Source organism: Chloroflexota bacterium, from assembly GCA_038040195.1.
In the GTDB taxonomy this organism is placed as follows: Bacteria; Chloroflexota; Limnocylindria; order QHBO01; family QHBO01; genus DASTEQ01.
In genome coordinates this window covers 141,279-156,672 of the sequence record JBBPIR010000002.1, presented here as the reverse complement: position 1 = coordinate 156,672, position 15,394 = coordinate 141,279, and the positions used below count along the sequence as shown (strand labels likewise).

16 protein-coding genes are annotated in these 15,394 nt (G+C 68.9%); 8 read left to right on the top strand and 8 right to left on the bottom strand.

Features of this window, described 5'->3' with window-relative positions; translation table 11 throughout:
* Window positions 1-26 precede the first annotated feature (26 nt).
* Entirely contained in the window at window positions 27-632 is a 606-nt protein-coding gene (locus AABM41_04850; GenBank protein MEK6191640.1) for a YdeI/OmpD-associated family protein, read from the top strand.
* 35 nt (window positions 633-667) lie between these two features.
* Complete coding sequence (gene aceB / locus AABM41_04845) at window positions 668-2,218, top strand: malate synthase A (protein MEK6191639.1); 1,551 nt, start codon at window positions 668-670, stop codon at window positions 2,216-2,218.
* Here aceB and AABM41_04840 read toward each other — a convergent pair.
* From AABM41_04840 to AABM41_04830, 3 genes are all read right to left on the bottom strand, one after another.
* Window positions 2,215-2,676 (bottom strand): DnaJ domain-containing protein, encoded by a 462-nt coding sequence (locus AABM41_04840; GenBank protein ID MEK6191638.1) that lies wholly within the window; start codon window positions 2,674-2,676, stop codon window positions 2,215-2,217. The genes aceB and AABM41_04840 overlap by 4 nt on opposite strands.
* A gap of 68 nt (window positions 2,677-2,744) precedes the next feature.
* Window positions 2,745-4,106: a dihydropyrimidinase gene (hydA, locus tag AABM41_04835; protein MEK6191637.1), complete on the bottom strand. Its 1,362-nt coding sequence runs from the start codon at window positions 4,104-4,106 to the stop codon at window positions 2,745-2,747.
* Window positions 4,103-4,519: a DUF3830 family protein gene (locus AABM41_04830; protein ID MEK6191636.1), complete on the bottom strand. Its 417-nt coding sequence runs from the start codon at window positions 4,517-4,519 to the stop codon at window positions 4,103-4,105. The genes hydA and AABM41_04830 overlap by 4 nt, the downstream gene beginning before the upstream one ends.
* A gap of 15 nt (window positions 4,520-4,534) precedes the next feature.
* Between AABM41_04830 and uraH the strand changes: the two genes are divergently transcribed.
* The 3 genes from uraH to pucL are packed head-to-tail and all read left to right on the top strand — an operon-like array spanning window position 4,535 to window position 6,387.
* The gene (gene uraH / locus AABM41_04825) at window positions 4,535-4,912 is read left to right on the top strand and encodes a hydroxyisourate hydrolase (protein ID MEK6191635.1); all 378 of its coding nucleotides are present in this window, start codon (window positions 4,535-4,537) and stop codon (window positions 4,910-4,912) included.
* A gap of 30 nt (window positions 4,913-4,942) precedes the next feature.
* On the top strand, window positions 4,943-5,464 hold the full coding sequence (locus tag AABM41_04820) for a 2-oxo-4-hydroxy-4-carboxy-5-ureidoimidazoline decarboxylase (GenBank protein MEK6191634.1): 522 nt from the start codon (window positions 4,943-4,945) through the stop codon (window positions 5,462-5,464).
* Entirely contained in the window at window positions 5,461-6,387 is a 927-nt protein-coding gene (gene pucL, locus AABM41_04815; GenBank protein MEK6191633.1) for a factor-independent urate hydroxylase, read from the top strand. The genes AABM41_04820 and pucL overlap by 4 nt, the downstream gene beginning before the upstream one ends.
* On the opposite strand, the gene AABM41_04810 is transcribed toward pucL, so the two are convergent.
* Genes AABM41_04810 through AABM41_04795 form a run of 4 tightly spaced genes read right to left on the bottom strand, consistent with a single transcriptional unit; the run spans window position 6,371 to window position 8,614 of the window.
* Window positions 6,371-6,814, bottom strand: a complete 444-nt coding sequence (locus AABM41_04810; GenBank protein MEK6191632.1) for a CoA-binding protein — start codon at window positions 6,812-6,814, stop codon at window positions 6,371-6,373. The two genes, pucL and AABM41_04810, sit on opposite strands and share 17 nt — an antisense overlap.
* Window positions 6,805-7,380: a Holliday junction branch migration protein RuvA gene (ruvA, locus tag AABM41_04805; GenBank protein MEK6191631.1), complete on the bottom strand. Its 576-nt coding sequence runs from the start codon at window positions 7,378-7,380 to the stop codon at window positions 6,805-6,807. Before ruvA ends, AABM41_04810 begins: the two co-directional genes overlap by 10 nt.
* A complete protein-coding gene (gene ruvC, locus AABM41_04800) occupies window positions 7,377-7,853 on the bottom strand; it encodes a crossover junction endodeoxyribonuclease RuvC (GenBank protein ID MEK6191630.1) in 477 nt (158 codons plus the stop codon). Before ruvC ends, ruvA begins: the two co-directional genes overlap by 4 nt.
* Window positions 7,850-8,614, bottom strand: coding sequence for a YebC/PmpR family DNA-binding transcriptional regulator (locus AABM41_04795; GenBank protein ID MEK6191629.1), 765 nt, complete (start codon window positions 8,612-8,614; stop codon window positions 7,850-7,852). Before AABM41_04795 ends, ruvC begins: the two co-directional genes overlap by 4 nt.
* A 25-nt stretch (window positions 8,615-8,639) precedes the next feature.
* Between AABM41_04795 and AABM41_04790 the strand changes: the two genes are divergently transcribed.
* The gene (locus AABM41_04790) at window positions 8,640-9,281 is read left to right on the top strand and encodes a hypothetical protein (GenBank protein MEK6191628.1); all 642 of its coding nucleotides are present in this window, start codon (window positions 8,640-8,642) and stop codon (window positions 9,279-9,281) included.
* A 43-nt stretch (window positions 9,282-9,324) separates the two neighbouring features.
* Window positions 9,325-11,400, top strand: coding sequence for an elongation factor G (gene fusA, locus AABM41_04785; protein ID MEK6191627.1), 2,076 nt, complete (start codon window positions 9,325-9,327; stop codon window positions 11,398-11,400).
* Window positions 11,401-11,425: 25 nt separating this feature from the next.
* Here fusA and tyrS read toward each other — a convergent pair whose 3' ends face one another.
* Window positions 11,426-12,628, bottom strand: a complete 1,203-nt coding sequence (tyrS, locus tag AABM41_04780) for a tyrosine--tRNA ligase (GenBank protein ID MEK6191626.1) — start codon at window positions 12,626-12,628, stop codon at window positions 11,426-11,428.
* Between the two features lie 68 nt (window positions 12,629-12,696).
* Between tyrS and AABM41_04775 the strand changes: the two genes are divergently transcribed.
* A complete protein-coding gene (locus AABM41_04775) occupies window positions 12,697-15,390 on the top strand; it encodes a transglycosylase domain-containing protein (protein ID MEK6191625.1) in 2,694 nt (897 codons plus the stop codon).
* The last annotated feature ends 4 nt before the right edge of the window (window positions 15,391-15,394 follow it).

Here is a 15,394-nt window from a genome sequence, read left to right as displayed (position 1 = left end):
CGTATGGTACGGCGCGCTCCACAAACGTGAATAGGCCGGCGTCCCGTGAGGTGGCCATCTTCCCCACCCAGGAGGAGTTTCGGGCGTGGTTGGAGGCCAACCACGCGTCGGTCGGCGAGCTGTGGGTGGGCTACTACCGCAGGGGAGTTGGCAAGACGGCGATGACCTATCCGGAGGCGGTCGAGGAGGGCCTGTGCTTTGGGTGGATCGACGGGATCGGCTATCGGATCGATGACGAGGTGCACACCAACCGGTTCACACCGCGCCGCAAAGGCAGCAGCTGGAGCGCGAATAACATCGCCACGGTCGCCGAATTGACGAAGGCCGGCCGCATGCATCCCGCCGGGCGGCTGGCGTTCGAGGAGCGGGACCAAAGCAAGGACATGCCGTACATGCGGGACAACCCGCTCCGGCAGCAGCTCCCTCCCCGGCTCGAAGCCCGGATCAAAGCCGAGCCCACGGCCTGGACATACTGGCAGGCGCAGGCGCCCGGCTACCGTCGACAGGCAGCTTTCTGGGTCCTCTCAGCCAAGCAGGAAGCAACTCGCGAACGCCGCCTGACGTTCCTCATCGAGGACTCCGCCGCCGGGCGCCCCATCAAGCCGCTGTCGTACGGGAGGAACAGCAAGTGAGCGAGAAAGCGACACTCCCGGCCGGCGTTGAGGTCATCGGTCTATCAAACCCGCACACGGACGAGGTGTTGACAGCGGAGGCCCTGATCTTCGTGGCCAGCCTGCATCGGTCTTTCAATGCCCGTCGCCTGCGGCTTCTCGGGGACCGATCCGAGCGGCAGGCTCGGTTCGATACCGGCGAGCTGCCGGACTTCCTGCCCAACACGGCTCATGTCCGTGAGGACCCCGACTGGCGGGTGGCGCCCGCTCCGGCCGACCTTGAAGACCGTCGGGTGGAGATCACCGGCCCGGTCGAGCCCAAGATGATGATCAACGCCCTCAACAGCGGCGCGAAGGTATTCATGGCCGACTTCGAGGACGCCCTGTCCCCCACCTGGGACAACGTCGTGACCGGCCAGTGGGCCGTGGCGTCCGCAGTTCGCCGCGAGCTCACTTTCCAGAGCGCGGAGAAGGCGTATGCCCTCGCCGAGCATATCGCCACCCTGGTCATCCGGCCTCGCGGCTGGCACCTGGACGAGGCGCACGTCCTGGTCGACGGCTCCCCCATCTCCGCCAGCCTGTTCGACTTCGGGATGGTCTTCTTCCACAACGCCCGGGAGCAGCTGCACCGGGGAAGCGGGCCCTACTTCTATCTCCCCAAGCTCGAGTCCCACCTCGAGGCCCAGCTATGGAACGACGTGTTCGTCGCGGCGCAGACCGCGCTGGACGTCCCGCGCGGGAGCATCCGGGCCACGGTCCTGATCGAGACCGTCCTGGCCGCGTTCGAGATGGAGGAGATCCTGTACGAGCTGCGTGAGCACGCCGCCGGGCTCAATGCCGGCCGGTGGGATTACATCTTCAGCCTGATCAAGAAGTTCCGGTCGCGGCCGGACATGGTGCTCCCCGATCGAGCCCAGGTGACCATGGCCGTCCCGTTCATGCGCGCCTACCAGCAACTGCTGGTGCAGACATGCCACCGGCGCGGGGCGCATGCGATCGGCGGCATGAGCGCGTTCATCCCCAACCGGCGCGAGCCCGAGGTGACAGCGAATGCGCTGGAGCAGGTGCGAGTCGACAAGCGGCGCGAGTCCGGCGACGGGTCGGACGGGACATGGGTCGCCCATCCGGACCTGGTCCCCGTGGCGCGCGAGATCTTTGATGAGGTCCTTGGGGAGCGCACGAACCAGAAAGACAAGCTGCCGGAGGCCATCGTGACGGCGGCGGAGCTGCTGAACGTCGAGGTGGCGGGCGGCCGCGCGACCGAGGCCGGCGTCCGCACCAATGTCAGCGTGGCGCTCCAGTACCTCGCCTCGTGGCTGGCCGGCAACGGCGCGGCCGCCATCAACGACCTGATGGAGGACGCGGCAACCGCCGAGATCAGCCGCTCACAGCTGTGGCAGTGGCGCGTCCACAAGGTCGCCCTGGAGGACGGCGAGCCGATGTCGGCCGATCGCTACACCACGATCCGGGACGACGAGCTCGGCCGGCTCCAATCCAGCATGCCGGACTTCCGCTGGACCGATGCCGCCGCACTCCTCGACGAGCTCGTCCTATCCGACACCTTCACCGAATTCCTGACCATCCCCGCCTATGGCCGGCTCCGCTAGCGCGCGTGCAGCCTGGCGGTCAGCTCTTCGATCTGCTGCCGGTACCGCGCCGCGTGCGGTCGGCGCTTGAGCCACGCGAGGTACGCGGGGTCCACGCGGGCAACCTCGAGCAGGGACATCCCCGAATACCGTCCGAAATCGAGGACGATGGGGGCCTCGGAGTTCACGCCCTGGGAACCTCCGCCGCGTGCCGCTTCCATCCGGTCGCGCAGCGAACCCTCCGGCGCGTTCACCGTGACAGCAGCCGTTCGGGTCTCGTCGTACTGGATCCGCCGCTCCGGGTCGCGCAGGGTGGAATACGCCCAGTTCAGATCCGCCATCGCCTCGCTGGCACCGGACAGGTCGTTCCGGTCTGGGTGGCGCAGCCGCGCCAGCGCGCGGTAAGCGGCCTCGACAACCTCCGGCAATGCCGAGGGATCGATCTGCAGGACCTTGTAGGCGTCACGCGGGCTCGCCATGGGTGCCTACCCTAGCGCGTGACCCGGTACCGGACGCAAGGGCCCTTTCGGGCCATCCGTCTTGCCGCCTAGGCCAGCCGTCGTTCCACGAACACGCCGATCCGTGCACCGGCACGCCGACCGCGAACGAGCGTCTGGACGACGGCACCCGCAACCACCATACCTTCGTACGGGGTGAAGTCGCTGGTGTGATGGAGTTCGGACTGCCGGATCCTGCGAGTAGCCTTTGGGTCGAACAGCACCAGGTCAGCATCGCGGCCGACCTCGATGGCGCCCTTCGTAGGTAGGCCGAAGAGGCGAGCCGGGGTTGTCGCCAACAGATCCACCATGCGCTCGACGCTGATCAGGCCACGAGACACGCCCTCGGAGTAGACGACCGACAGCAGCGTCTCGATGCCCGGCGCCCCGTTGCTGATCTGCGGAAACGGCGGGGCCGGCACGCGCTTCTCGACGGCCAGCCGGTCCGGCACGTGATCGGTGGCCACCACGTCCAGCCCCCCGCGGGCCAGGCCCAGCCACAGCGACTGACGATCGGCATCCGTGCGGAGGGGCGGTGAGATGACGGACTTGATGACCTCGGCTTCGTCGGGCGGGGCATATCGGTCATCGGTCAGGGTCAGGTAGTGGGGGCACGTCTCGGCGTACACCGGCCACCCGCGCGCCTTGGCGGTGACGACCTCGGCCAGCGCATCGGCACAGGACAGATGAACGATGTAGACCGATGCGTCCGCGGCCCGAGCCAGGGCGATGGCGCGGTGGGTCGCCTCCGCCTCGGCGTACGTCGGGCGCGTGAGGGCGTGGTGGCGGCCGGCGACGTTCCCGTGGGCCAGGGCCTCGGCCGTGAGCGCGTCGATGATGATGGCGTTCTCGCAGTGGACCTGGAGCATCCCGCCGTGGCGGCCCATGGCCTGCAGCGCCGCGAAGAGGCGCTCATCGGTCAGCCGGAAGTCGTAGACCATGAAGGCCTTGGCCGTGGAGACGCCGGAGGCGATGAGCTCAGGAAGCTCGGCGATGGGGTCGTCCTGCTGGCCGGTGATGACCGCACTCAGGCCAAAGTCGACTGCCGACTCACCCTCGGTCCGGGCACGGAACTCACGGAGGCCGGCAAGAAGCGAAAGCGACCCCTCGTCGGAGATCCCGGTGCCGGGATTGTTGAAGGCCAGGAACGTGGTCGTGCCACCGGATGCGGCTGCCACGCTGTCCTGGTAGAACCGGTCCGGTTCCGCGCCCGTAGGCAGCCGAGTGTGGGTGTGGACGTCAACGCAGCCAGGTAGGACGAGAAGCCCGGTTGCGTCGATCGTCTCGGTCGCCGGGTCGCGCGGGAGATTGGGACCGACGGCGGTGATACGCCCTTGTGTCACGCCGACATCGGCCAGGACTGAGCCTTCGGCCGTTACGACCGTGCCTTCGGTGACGACGAGATCGGTCAATCCGGTCCTTCGGTGATCTCGATGTCCTGGGCGCCCTCCCACAGGACGCGGCGGCCTAATTCCGTTAGCTGCTCCGCCCCGGTAACGACGGTCGCAAAATGGTTCCCCGCCAGCGGGCCCAGCTTGCTGCTGAACGAGCAGGCCCCGTACGGGAACAGGATCTCGCACTCGGACAGCTCGCCGGTATAGATGAGCAGCTGCCCGGGAGCTGGGTGCGCGGTGTGGTTCTCGTAACCCACCCCGGGCCGGCGGTCGCCGAACGGGATCCAGGTCCCTTCCCCGCTCCAGCGGCAGTGGATCAGCTGGGACTGGATGGGCAGCCATGGGCGCAACGCCTCGCGTGTGCGCGGCGCGGCGTCCTCCCATCGGGCGCTAAAGTGGAGATCGCCGACCCGGATCTGCAGGTCACCCACGCCAGGGAGGATAGCGTGGCCGCTCGACGGCCGAATCGCCCCAACCGCCCTCAGCGCTCGCCGCGCCCTACCATCTCGACCCACGTGCTGGACCTCGAGACGGGAGTGCCCGCGCCTGGGATCAGCGTGGTCCTCTTTCGGCGCGGGGAGGACGACGAGTTCGAGGCCCTCAATGAAAGCGAGACCGATGCGGATGGCCGGATCGCGGACCTGATCGGGGGCGAGCTGACAACGGGCGACTACCAGCTCCTGTTCGACCTGGCCGGGTACCGGGAGGATGACGCCTTCCTGCAGGGCATCGCGGTGGCCCTCCGGGTGACCGATGCCGGTCGCAGCTACCACGTCCCGCTCCTCCTGGCGCCCTTCGGCGCCACGGTCTACCGCGGCAGCTGAGCGCCGGCGAGCGCGACCAGGAGTATCGGCTTGCGCGCGGCTGAGGCCACCGGCTTCCCATCACTGACCGACCTGAACCGGCTCCCCAGCCGAGACTTTGCCGATGCGATCGCGCTTCTGTTCGGGCCCGCCCCTCGCTTCGCCGCCTGGTTGGCGGGTGCGCGCCCGTTCAAATCGGACGGCATGATGCTCGAGGCGGCTGCGCGCATCGCGCATCGCATGACCGAGACGGAGCAGGTGGAGCTCATCAACGCGCATCCGCGACTGGGCTCGCGGGACAGCCTCTCGTCCGCCTCGAGACGCGAGCAGGGCGCCAAGGCGAACCGCGTGGACACGGAGCTGGCTCGCCTGAACGACGCTTACGAAGCGCGGTTCGGATTCCGCTACCTGGTCTACGTCGCAGGACGGCCGCGGGCGGACCTGCCCCCCGAGCTACGCGCCGCGCTCAAGCGCGAACGCGACGTCGAGATCCGTCGCGCCCTGGACGACTCGCTCGCCATCGCCGCCGATCGGCTCCAGTGGTTCCGCTCCCCCGGACCGGAGGGCGCATGAAGTACGAGATCGGCTACGGCAAGGCCGGAGTCAGCGTCTACCGCACGTATGGCACGCCGCTGGTGGGGGTGACGCCCATCCCCGAGTCGCCGTTCACCGGCCGCGACAACACGCTCATGGCGGCCGAGATCGAGATCCAGGTCCAGGGCCAGGGATTCCTCGAGTCATACACCGAGGGCGACAACCGGCTGGTGGTGGCGACCGACACGATGAAGAACTTCATCCACGCCACCTCGGCCTCCAACCCGGCGGCCACGCTCGAGGGTTGGCTCGACCACGTGGGCCGCGCGTTCCTTGACCACTACCCCCACATGGAGCGCATCTCCATGCTCGGCACGGAGCTGCCCTACTCCGCGTCCCTGGTCCCGGCCGACGACGATGGCTTCGTCGCCTCCGAGGTCCTGTTCGCCCGGGATCGCAACGATCGCTCGACCGCGCGCCTGGACCTGGAGCTGACCGATGACGGCGGCGTGCGCCCGACCGATCACGCCTGCGGGCGTGAAGGGCTCCAGCTCATCAAGATCACCGGGTCCTCGTTCGCCGATTTTGCCCGTGACGAGCACACGACCCTGCCCGAGCGGCCGGACCGCGCTCTGTTCACGTGGATGGACGTTGGCTGGCGGTATGTCGACCCCGCCGACGCCCTGGCGGCCAGCCCGGAACGCTACGTTGCCGGCGAACAAGTGGCGGACCTGGCGGCGTCGGTCTTCCACCAGTTCGTGAGCCTGTCGATCCAGCACCTGGTCCATGAAATCGGCGGCCGCATGCTCGAACGCTGGACCCAGCTGGCGGAGGTCAGCTTCGACGCGCAGAACCGGACCTGGGATCCGGGCGTCCTCAGCCCGGACGACCCGAAGGTGAAGACCTACGCCGATCCCCCGCCGCCGATCGGGCGGATCGACCTGGTCATGCGCCGAGACTGAGCCGCGGCAGCTCGATCGCCGGGCATCGGTCCATCACGACCCACAACCTCGCCGCGTGCGCCCGCTCGGCGGCCGCCTCGTCGATGACCCCCAGCTGCATCCATACCGCCTTGGCCCCGATCTCGATCGCCTCGTCGACGTGGATCCCCGCAAACGCCGAGTTGCGGAAGATGTCAACGACGTCGATCGGCTGGCCGGCCGCGACCGCATCGGCCTGGGCGGAAAATAGGTCGGCGTAGGCCGTCTGGCCGTGGACCTCGGTCTCGTGGGGGTTGACCGGGATCATGCGGTAGCCGTGGTCCATCAAGGTCCGCGCCACGCCATGGCTCGGCCGTAGCGGGTTCGAGGACAGGCCCACCACGGCCCAGGTGTGGGTCTCGCGCAGAACGCGTTCGATGGTCTCCGGATCGGCGAACGTCACCGGGATCGGGCCAGCTCCTGGAGCGCGGCCCGGATCCGCTCGTCCAGCCCGCCCTCGACCCCGACCACGCTGCCCGCTGCGCGCCGTGCCTCGGAGGCGGTGTAGCCCAGCGACTCCAGGGCGGCCACCACGTCCGAATCGGCCGACGCGCCCGGCCCCACCGCGATCCCGGCAGCGTGAATCTTCTCCTGGAGCTCCAACACGATGCGTTGGGCGGTCTTGCGCCCGACCCCGGACACGGAGGTCAGGACGTCGAGGTCGTCGGTCACGATCGCCATCTGCAGGCGCGTCACCGGGTGGGCGCTAGTGATGGCCAGCGCCAGGCGCGGCCCGACCCCGGTCACCGTCATCAGCAGCTCGAAGAAGGCCAGCTCCTCCGGCTTGGCGAATCCGAACAGGGCCTGGGCGTCGTCGCGGACCAGGTGATGAATGAACAGGCTGGTTTCGGAGCCGATGCGCACGCGCCCGATCAGCTCCGGCGACACCACCACCCGGTAACCGACCCCTCCGATGTCGATGATCACGTGGTCCAGCCCGATGTGCCCAACCGGACCACGGAGCGACCCGATCACGCGGTGCTCCGCGGGTAGAGCGCCCCGATGGCCACCGCCAGCGCGTCGGTGGCGTCATCCGACGCCCCGCTGAGCTCCATCCCCAGCAGACGGCCCACCATGACCGCCACCTGCCGCTTGTCCGCCGCCCCGTTGCCGCACACGGCCAGCTTCACCTCGTTGGGGGTGGGTTCACTCACCGCCAGTCCGTGCCGCGCGGCGACCAGCAGCGCCACCCCGCGCGCCTGGCCCACGGCCATGGCGGTCCGCACGTTGCGCTGAAAGTAGAGGCGCTCGACCGCCACCCGGTCGGGGTGGTGCTCGGCCACCAGCCGGTCCAGGGCCGCCTCGAGCTCCGCCAGGCGCGCGGCCTCGGGTCGTGCGGGGTCCGTGCGCACCGTGCCGGCATCCACGAATCGCAGGTTCGACCCATCGGACGCGACCACCCCGAATCCGCAGGCCGCGGATCCGGGATCGATTCCGAGCGCGATCATCCTCCGACGACCGATGCCTCGAGCTGCTCCATCAGGGCGTCGGGAATGTCGAAGTTGGCATAGACGGTCTGGACATCGTCAAGGTCCTCGAGGTGCTCGACGAATTCCAGGACCTGGCGAGCGGCGCGCTCATCGGCGATCTCAACCCTGGTCGTCGGCTCCAGCGACACCTCGGCGGTGTCGGGCGCGAACCCGGCATCGGTCAGGGCGCTCCGCACACGCTCCAGGGCACCCGGCTCGGTCACGACCAGGATGGCGCCTCCCTCCGGCGAGCCCACGTCGACTGCCCCCGCATCGATGGCCGCCAGCGACACCTCGTCCGGGTCGCTTCCCTTGAGCGGAACCGACAGGACCCCGCGGTGCTCGAACTGCCACGACACGGGGGTGAAGGAGCCACCGGACCGGGTGAAGATGGCCCGGACCGCGGCGGCGGTCCGGTTCCTGTTGTCCGTCATGGCGGCCACGACGACCGCGACGTTCGCGGGGCCCAGGCCCTCGTACGTGATCTCCTCGTATTGCTCGGCATCGGCCCCTGACCCGGTGGCTCGTTCGATGGCGCGCTTGATGTTGTCCACGGGCATGGAGTTGGCCCGTGCCTTGTCGACCGCCATCCGGAGCCGGTAATTGGCTTCCTGATCGGATCCGCCCTGGCGCGCGGCGGTGATGATCTCGCGGGTCAACTTGGTGAACAGCGCCCCGCGCTTGGCGTCGTTGGCCCCCTTCTGCCGCTTGATTTGAGACCACTTGCTATGTCCCGACATACGCGTCGGATTGTATGCTCCCGGAGTGACCCGGCCCTCCGCCGATCGTGGCGCCGACTCGAACTTCGAGCACTGGGCGGGGCTGGCCGCCATCGCGGCCGGGATCGGCGGGGTCGTCTACGCTGTCGCGTTCCTGGGCGGGGTCGTCCTGGGCGCGAACCCCGCGCTCGGCATGCTGGTGGCCTCGATCGCCCTCGCGCTGGGCGGCGTGCTCAGCCTTGTCGTGCTGGTGGCCGTTTACCGCCGGGTCAGCGCCGTCAGCCATGGCATTGCCCTGATCGGCCTGGCCCTGGCTCTGATGGGGGCGTTCGGCGCGGTAGCGCATGGCGGGTACGACCTGGCGAACGTCCTCAACCCACCCGCCGCCGACGTCATCACCGACGCCGGGCTACCCAGCCCGGTTGACCCTCGAGGCCTTCTCACCTTCGGTGTCTCCGGCCTCGGGCTGCTTGTCCTGGCGGCCGAGGCCCGACGCAGCCGGGCCCTCTCACGCCGGGTGTCCAACCTGGGCTTTCTGCTGGGTGTGATGCTGGTGGTCGTCTACCTGGCGCGCCTGATCGTCCTGGTCCCGACCAACCTGTTGGTGGCCGTCCCAGCGGCACTCACCGGGGTGATCCTGGCCCCCGTTTTCTACATCCGGCTTGGGCTGGAGCTCCGCGGCCGCTGAACCTGCCGCTCCCTATAATGGCCGTCCCCGCCCGAGGAGCCGCATGAAGCCGACCACGCCCGATCGGATCCGGAACGTCGCCCTCATCGCCCATGGTGGCGCAGGCAAGACCAGCCTCGCCGAGGCCATGCTCTTCGACGCCGGAGCCATCCCCCGCCTCGGATCGGTCGAAGCCGGCACCGCCGCCCTGGACTGGGAGCCCGACGAGCAGCGCCGGCACCATTCCATCAACCTGGGCATCGGCACGTTCGAGGCCGAGGGCGCCCGCATCACCCTGGTCGACACCCCCGGCTACGCCGACTTCCAGGCCGATGTCGTCCAGGCTCTGGCAGCCGTGGATGCCGCCATCGTGGTCGTTGACGCATCGGCCGGGGTAGAGGTCGGGACGGATGCGGTCTGGCGGCTGGCCGATGCGCGGCGCCTGCCGCGCATGGTGTTCGTCAACAAGATGGACCGCGAGAACGCCAACTACGACGCCACCCTGGACCAGCTGAAGACGGCCTTCGGCCCCAAGATCGCGCCGGTCTACCTGCCCATCGGCGCCGCGGAGTCGTTCCGCGGCTACATCGACGTCGTGGAGCAGCACGCCTCGATCTACGACAACGGGGAGCCGAAGGAGGTGCCCATCCCGGACGACATGCGTGCGGCCGAGGAGTCCCGCCGCCAGGCCCTCATCGAGGCCGCGGCCGAAGCATCGGACGATCTCATGCTCAAGTACCTGGAGGGCGAGGTGATCTCGGATGCGGAGATCGAGACGGCCCTCCATACCGGCACGCGGGACGGGTCGGTGGTGCCCGTGTTCGTGGGGTCGGCCCTTCGCAACATCGGGGTCCGCGAGCTGATCCGGATGATCGCCCGCCACGTGCCGTCGGCGGCCGAGGTCGGGGCTCGCACCACCACCGACGGCACGCTCATCGAGCCCGATCCGGCGGGCCCGTTCGTCGCTCAGGTGTTCAAGGTCACCGCAGACCCGTTCGTGGGCCGCCTGACCTACTTCCGGGTCGTCTCCGGCGCCCTCAAAGCCCAGGGCCACCTCCACAACGCCACCCGGCGTGAGGACGAGCGGTTCGGCAACCTGCTGGCCCTCCAGGGAAAGGAGCAGGTCAACCTGCCCCAGGTCGGCCCCGGCGACATTGCCGCCGTCGCCAAGCTGGCCTCGACCCATGCCGGCGACACGCTGGTGGCGGAACGTTCCGAGGCGGTCCAGCTGCCGGCCTTCACGTTCCCCGAGCCGACTCTCCAGGTCGCGGTGGAACCTGAGTCCAAGGCCGACCTCGACAAGCTGGGACAGGCCCTCAACCGGATGCTCGAGGAGGAACCGTGCATGCGGGTCCACCGTGAGGCGGCAACGTCCCAGACCATCCTGACCGCCATGGGAGACGCCCACGTCGATGTCATCGTGGATCGGTTGAAGCGCAAGTTCGGCGCGGCGGTGAAGGTGGTGGCCCCGCGCGTGCCGTACCGCGAGACCATCCGGCGCCCGGCCAAGATCGACAACCGATTCAAGCGCCAAACCGGTGGCCACGGCCAATTTGGGCACGTGGTCATCGAGTTCGAGCCCAACGAGGCCGGCGAAGGGTTCGTGTTCGGTGATCGGATCGTGGGCGGGGCGGTGCCCAAGCAGTACATCCCGGCCGTCGAAAAGGGCCTCCGTGAGTCCATGGCCGAGGGGGTTCTGGCCGGCTACCCGGTCGTCGACCTCAAGGCCACCCTGGTGGACGGCTCGTATCACACCGTCGACTCGTCCGAGATGGCGTTCAAGATCGCGGCCTCGCAAGCCCTCAAGAAGGCATTCACCGATGCGGACCCGGCTCTCCTGGAGCCGGTCCTCGAGGTCGAGGTCATCGTCCCTGACGAGTACATGGGCGACGTGATGGGACAGATCACCGCCAAGCGCGGGCACGTGCTGGGCATGGACTCCGCCGACGGGACCCAGTACCTGCGCGCCCAGGTGCCGCAGGCCGAGATGTTCCATTACGCCACTGAGCTGCGGAGCATCACCCAGGGTCGCGGCCGCTTCTCCCAGAAGCTGGATCACTACGCCGAGGTCCCGCACACGATTGCCGACAAGGTGATCGCCGAGCACCAGTCCAAGGTCGCCGCCGGAGAGCGTCACTAACCACCCCGCACCCGTCTGGGCGCAGTCAGGTCAGGCGCACTCGCGCGGCCTGGCGCTTCCCAACCCGAACCTCGTGGTCCGTCCCGGCCGCGAACATCCGCAGCTCATCGGTCTGGACTTCCCCGTCCACCCGCACCCCGCCCTGCCGGACAAGGCGGCGCCCCACGCTCCGTGACGACGCGAGACCGGCGGCGACCAGCAGGTCGGGAAGGCTGATCCCGGCCAGGGGGATCGTCACTGTCGTCTCCTCCATCTCGGACACGACCTGCCCACCACTCACTTCCTGCTCCCAGCGGTCCTCTGCCTCGGCCGCCGCCTGTTCGGCGTGCCAGCGGGACACGATCTCGCGCGCCAGCTGCTGCTTCGCCGCCTTGGGATGGATGCGATCCGCGGACAGATCGGCCAGGAAGGTTTCGGCTTCGGCATCGGTCCAGCGCGTGACCAGGCGCGCCCAGTTCGGAAGCAGGCTGTCGGGGATGCTCATGGTGCGGGCGTATTGCTCGTACGGCGGATCGGTCAAGCCAATCGCGTTGCCCAGCGACTTGCTCATCTTCGCCACCCCGTCGATGCCGACCAGCAGCTCGCAGGTCAGGATCTGCTGGGGGTCCTGGCCGAAGTCGCGCTGCACGTCGCGGCCGACCAGCAGGTTGAAGGTCTGGTCGGTGCCGCCCAGCTCGACGTCGGCCTGGACCGCGACCGAGTCGTAGGCCTGGAGCAGCGGGTACAGGGTCTCGTGCATCGACACCGGCGCGCCCTCGGCCAGGCGTTTGGCGAAGGTGTCGCGCTCGATCATGCGGGCCAGCGTGAACCGGCTCATGAGCGCGAATACCTCGCGCAGGCCGAACGTGTCGAACCACTCGGACTGCCAGCGAACTTCGGTCCTGGCCTCGTCCACGACGCGGTGGAACTGGGCCAGGTAGGTCTCGGCGTTGGCCCGGACCTCGTCCGCCGACAGGATGGGGCGGGTCGTGTTGCGCTCCGACGGATCCCCGATCTGGGCCGTGGTGTCCCCCACCACGAGCACCGCCGTGTGTCCCAGGTCCTGGAACGCGCGCAGCCGCTCGAGAACGACGCCATGACCGATGTGCAGGTCCGGGCTGGTGGGATCGAAGCCCAGCTTCACCCGCAGGGGGCGGGCCCCGGCGAGGAGCGTCCGGAGCGCCTCGCTCTCGACCACCTGGGCCACGCGGCGGGTCAGGAGGTCCTCGATGGCGCCGACGCGATCCATGCCCCGATGGTACGCGCCCCCGAGCGCCGGACGGCACCCTTCGGGCCGCTCTGCTAGAGTTCGCGGCCGTGACCTTGTCACCTCCGCCGCCGGCGGGCTACGGATCGCCCGCGCGGACCGGCGCCGCGCCCCGGATGCGCGTTCAGCCATTGCCCGCCGTGATCCTCGCCACCTTTGCGGTGCTCGGGGTGGGCATCGTGCTCAGCGCGGTGTTCCTGTACACCGCGTACGCCGGCTCACTCCCCGACGTCACCGCCCTCGAGGACTACACCCCCGACGAGGGTTCGCTCGTCGTCTCCGCCGATGGCCGTGAGCTGGCGACATTCGCCGCCACCAACCGCCGGGTCGTGGGCTTTGACGAGATCCCGACCGTCCTGGTCGAGGCCACCGTGTCGGCCGAGGACCATACGTTCTGGGACAACCCGTGTGTCGATCCGCGAGCCATCGTGCGTGCCCTGCTCCAGAACGTGTCCGCCGGCGAGGTCATATCCGGAGCCTCGACCATCTGCCAGCAACTCGTCCGCAGCGTGCTCCTGCCGCCTGAGCTGATGGCCGATCCCGGACGCCAGCTCGAACGGAAGATCAAGGAGGCCATGCTCGCCCTCCGACTGGATGCAGCCTACCCGGGCGAGGAGGGAAAGGCCCAGATCATGGAGTTCTTCCTCAACGAGATGTACTACGGCAACAACGGCTACGGGATCTGGGCCGCCGTGGACCGCTATTTCGGCAAGGACTTCACCGATCCAGCGCCCGAGCACAACGTGACCCCGGGCGAAGCGGCGCTGCTGGCGGGCCTGCTGCGCGCCCCGTCGGACCTCGACCCCACCCAGTACGGGCGGCAGGCCATGGACGCCGAAGGACTGGAGATCCCCGGTGTCCTGGAAGTTCCCGACGACGCGGAGCCGGTCCTGATTCGGTACGGCGTCCTGGACGACATGGTCGAGCTCGGCTACCTGACCGATTTCCAGCGCGACGCCATCGTGCGCCAGCCGGTCTACGTCATCGTCCCCGAGACGCCCGAGTTCCTGGCTCCCCATTTCGTGTACGCCACCCGACGCGAGGTGGCCGAGCTGCTGGGCGCGGAGGACATCATCGACCGCGGCGGGTTGCGGATCGAGACCACACTCGACTACGACGGCTACCAGGTGACCGCCGAGAAGTGGGCGCAGGTGGCTTACGACATGGATCGGTTGACCGATGAAGAGCTGGCGGCCCGCTACGGCGCCGATGCCATGAACTGGATCAACCAGCTCCAGGGCCGGAACATCGGCAACGACGCCATCGTCACCCTCAACTACCGGACCGGAGCGGTGGTGGCCTACGTGGGAAGCGCTAACTTCGACGGGGAGGCCACCCCCATCCACCAGCCCCAGTTCGACGTCGTGGGCCAGGCCTTCCGCCAGTCCGGATCGGCATTCAAACCCGTCACCTACGCGACCGGGTTCGAGACCGGGACCATCACCCCGGCCACGATGTTCATGGACGTCTCGACCGAGATCGTGCCCGGCTACCCGGTCCGCGACGCGGACCTGGGCGAGCGGGGCCCGGTTCGGGTCCGCGATGCGCTGAAGTTCTCGCTCAACATCCCGGTCACCAAGGCCCAGCAGCTGATCGGGACCGCGCAGGTCGTGGACCAGGCCGAGCGGCTGGGCCTCGAGTGGGACCCGGCCCAGGACCCGAACGTCGCGTCGCTGACCCTGGGCACGATCGGAGTGCGAATGATTGATCTGGCCGCCGCCTATGGCACGCTGGCCAACGGCGGGATCTACCGCGAGCCGTACCTGATCGAGCGCATCGTGGACCGCGACGGCAACGTCCTGTACGACCGGGCCACCGACGGCCCCGACCCGGTTCAGGCCATCTCGCCCCAGGCGGCATACCTGGTCAGCGACATCCTGGCCGACAACACCGATCCGGCGCAGAACGCGTTGTGGGGCCCGCGCTTCCAGCTCCTGACCGATGCCGGCCGCCGGCCGGCCACCCTCAAGACCGGCACCACCACCGACTTCCGCGACCTGCAGGCCTTCGGCTACCTGGCCGCCGATCCCGACCCGGAGCTCGACGAGGGAGCGCTCATCACCGGCGTGTGGGTCGGGAACAGCGACTTCACGTCCATCGACTCCGTGTTCGCGGCCGATGGCCCCACGTTCATCTGGCACGACTACATGACCGAGGTCACGGCTCTCAACGCCCTCCCGGTGCGCGACTTCGTCCGACCCGAGGGGATCGTGGATCGGACGATCGACGCCATGACCGGTCAGGCGCCCGGCGAATTCACGACCACGACCATGGGCGAGATCTTCATGGCTGCCGGCCCGAGCCTGGCTACCGACGATGCGCACCGCGAGCTGGCCGTCGAGGCCGCGACCGGGAAGATCTGGCAGGCCGGCTGTGGTGACTACGTCCCCGCGACTCCCGGGCCCACCGCTGCGCCTGTCCCGTCCGGCGAGCCGATCCCGGAGCCGACGCCTGCCCCGCCTGGCCTCCGGGTATACCTCGACCTGGTCGGATGGGACGATCACCACGCCATCTGGGAAGCCTCCAACCTGGCGTGGATCAAGCGGTGGTATGGTCGCGAGGAGCCGCCACGGGCGCCGCTCGGGTCGCTGGACGCCCCGTTGGCGCCGGCCGAAGAGTGCACCCCAGGCGCGGTGCCTACGTCCACCCCGACCCCGCGGCCGACGCCTACCCCGGAGCCGACGCCTACCCCGGAGCCGACGCCTACCCCGGAGCCGACGCCTACTCCCGAGCCGACTCCCTAGGCGG

Coding starts and splice junctions, on each gene's coding strand:
- AABM41_04840 (MEK6191638.1), bottom strand. CDS start 2,676: ATGGCGAGCCCGCGTGACGCCTACAAGGTCCTGCAGATCGATCCCTCG.
- pucL (MEK6191633.1), top strand. CDS start 5,461: ATGAAGTACGAGATCGGCTACGGCAAGGCCGGAGTCAGCGTCTACCGC.
- ruvC (MEK6191630.1), bottom strand. CDS start 7,853: ATGATCGCGCTCGGAATCGATCCCGGATCCGCGGCCTGCGGATTCGGG.
- AABM41_04795 (MEK6191629.1), bottom strand. CDS start 8,614: ATGTCGGGACATAGCAAGTGGTCTCAAATCAAGCGGCAGAAGGGGGCC.
- fusA (MEK6191627.1), top strand. CDS start 9,325: ATGAAGCCGACCACGCCCGATCGGATCCGGAACGTCGCCCTCATCGCC.
- tyrS (MEK6191626.1), bottom strand. CDS start 12,628: ATGGATCGCGTCGGCGCCATCGAGGACCTCCTGACCCGCCGCGTGGCC.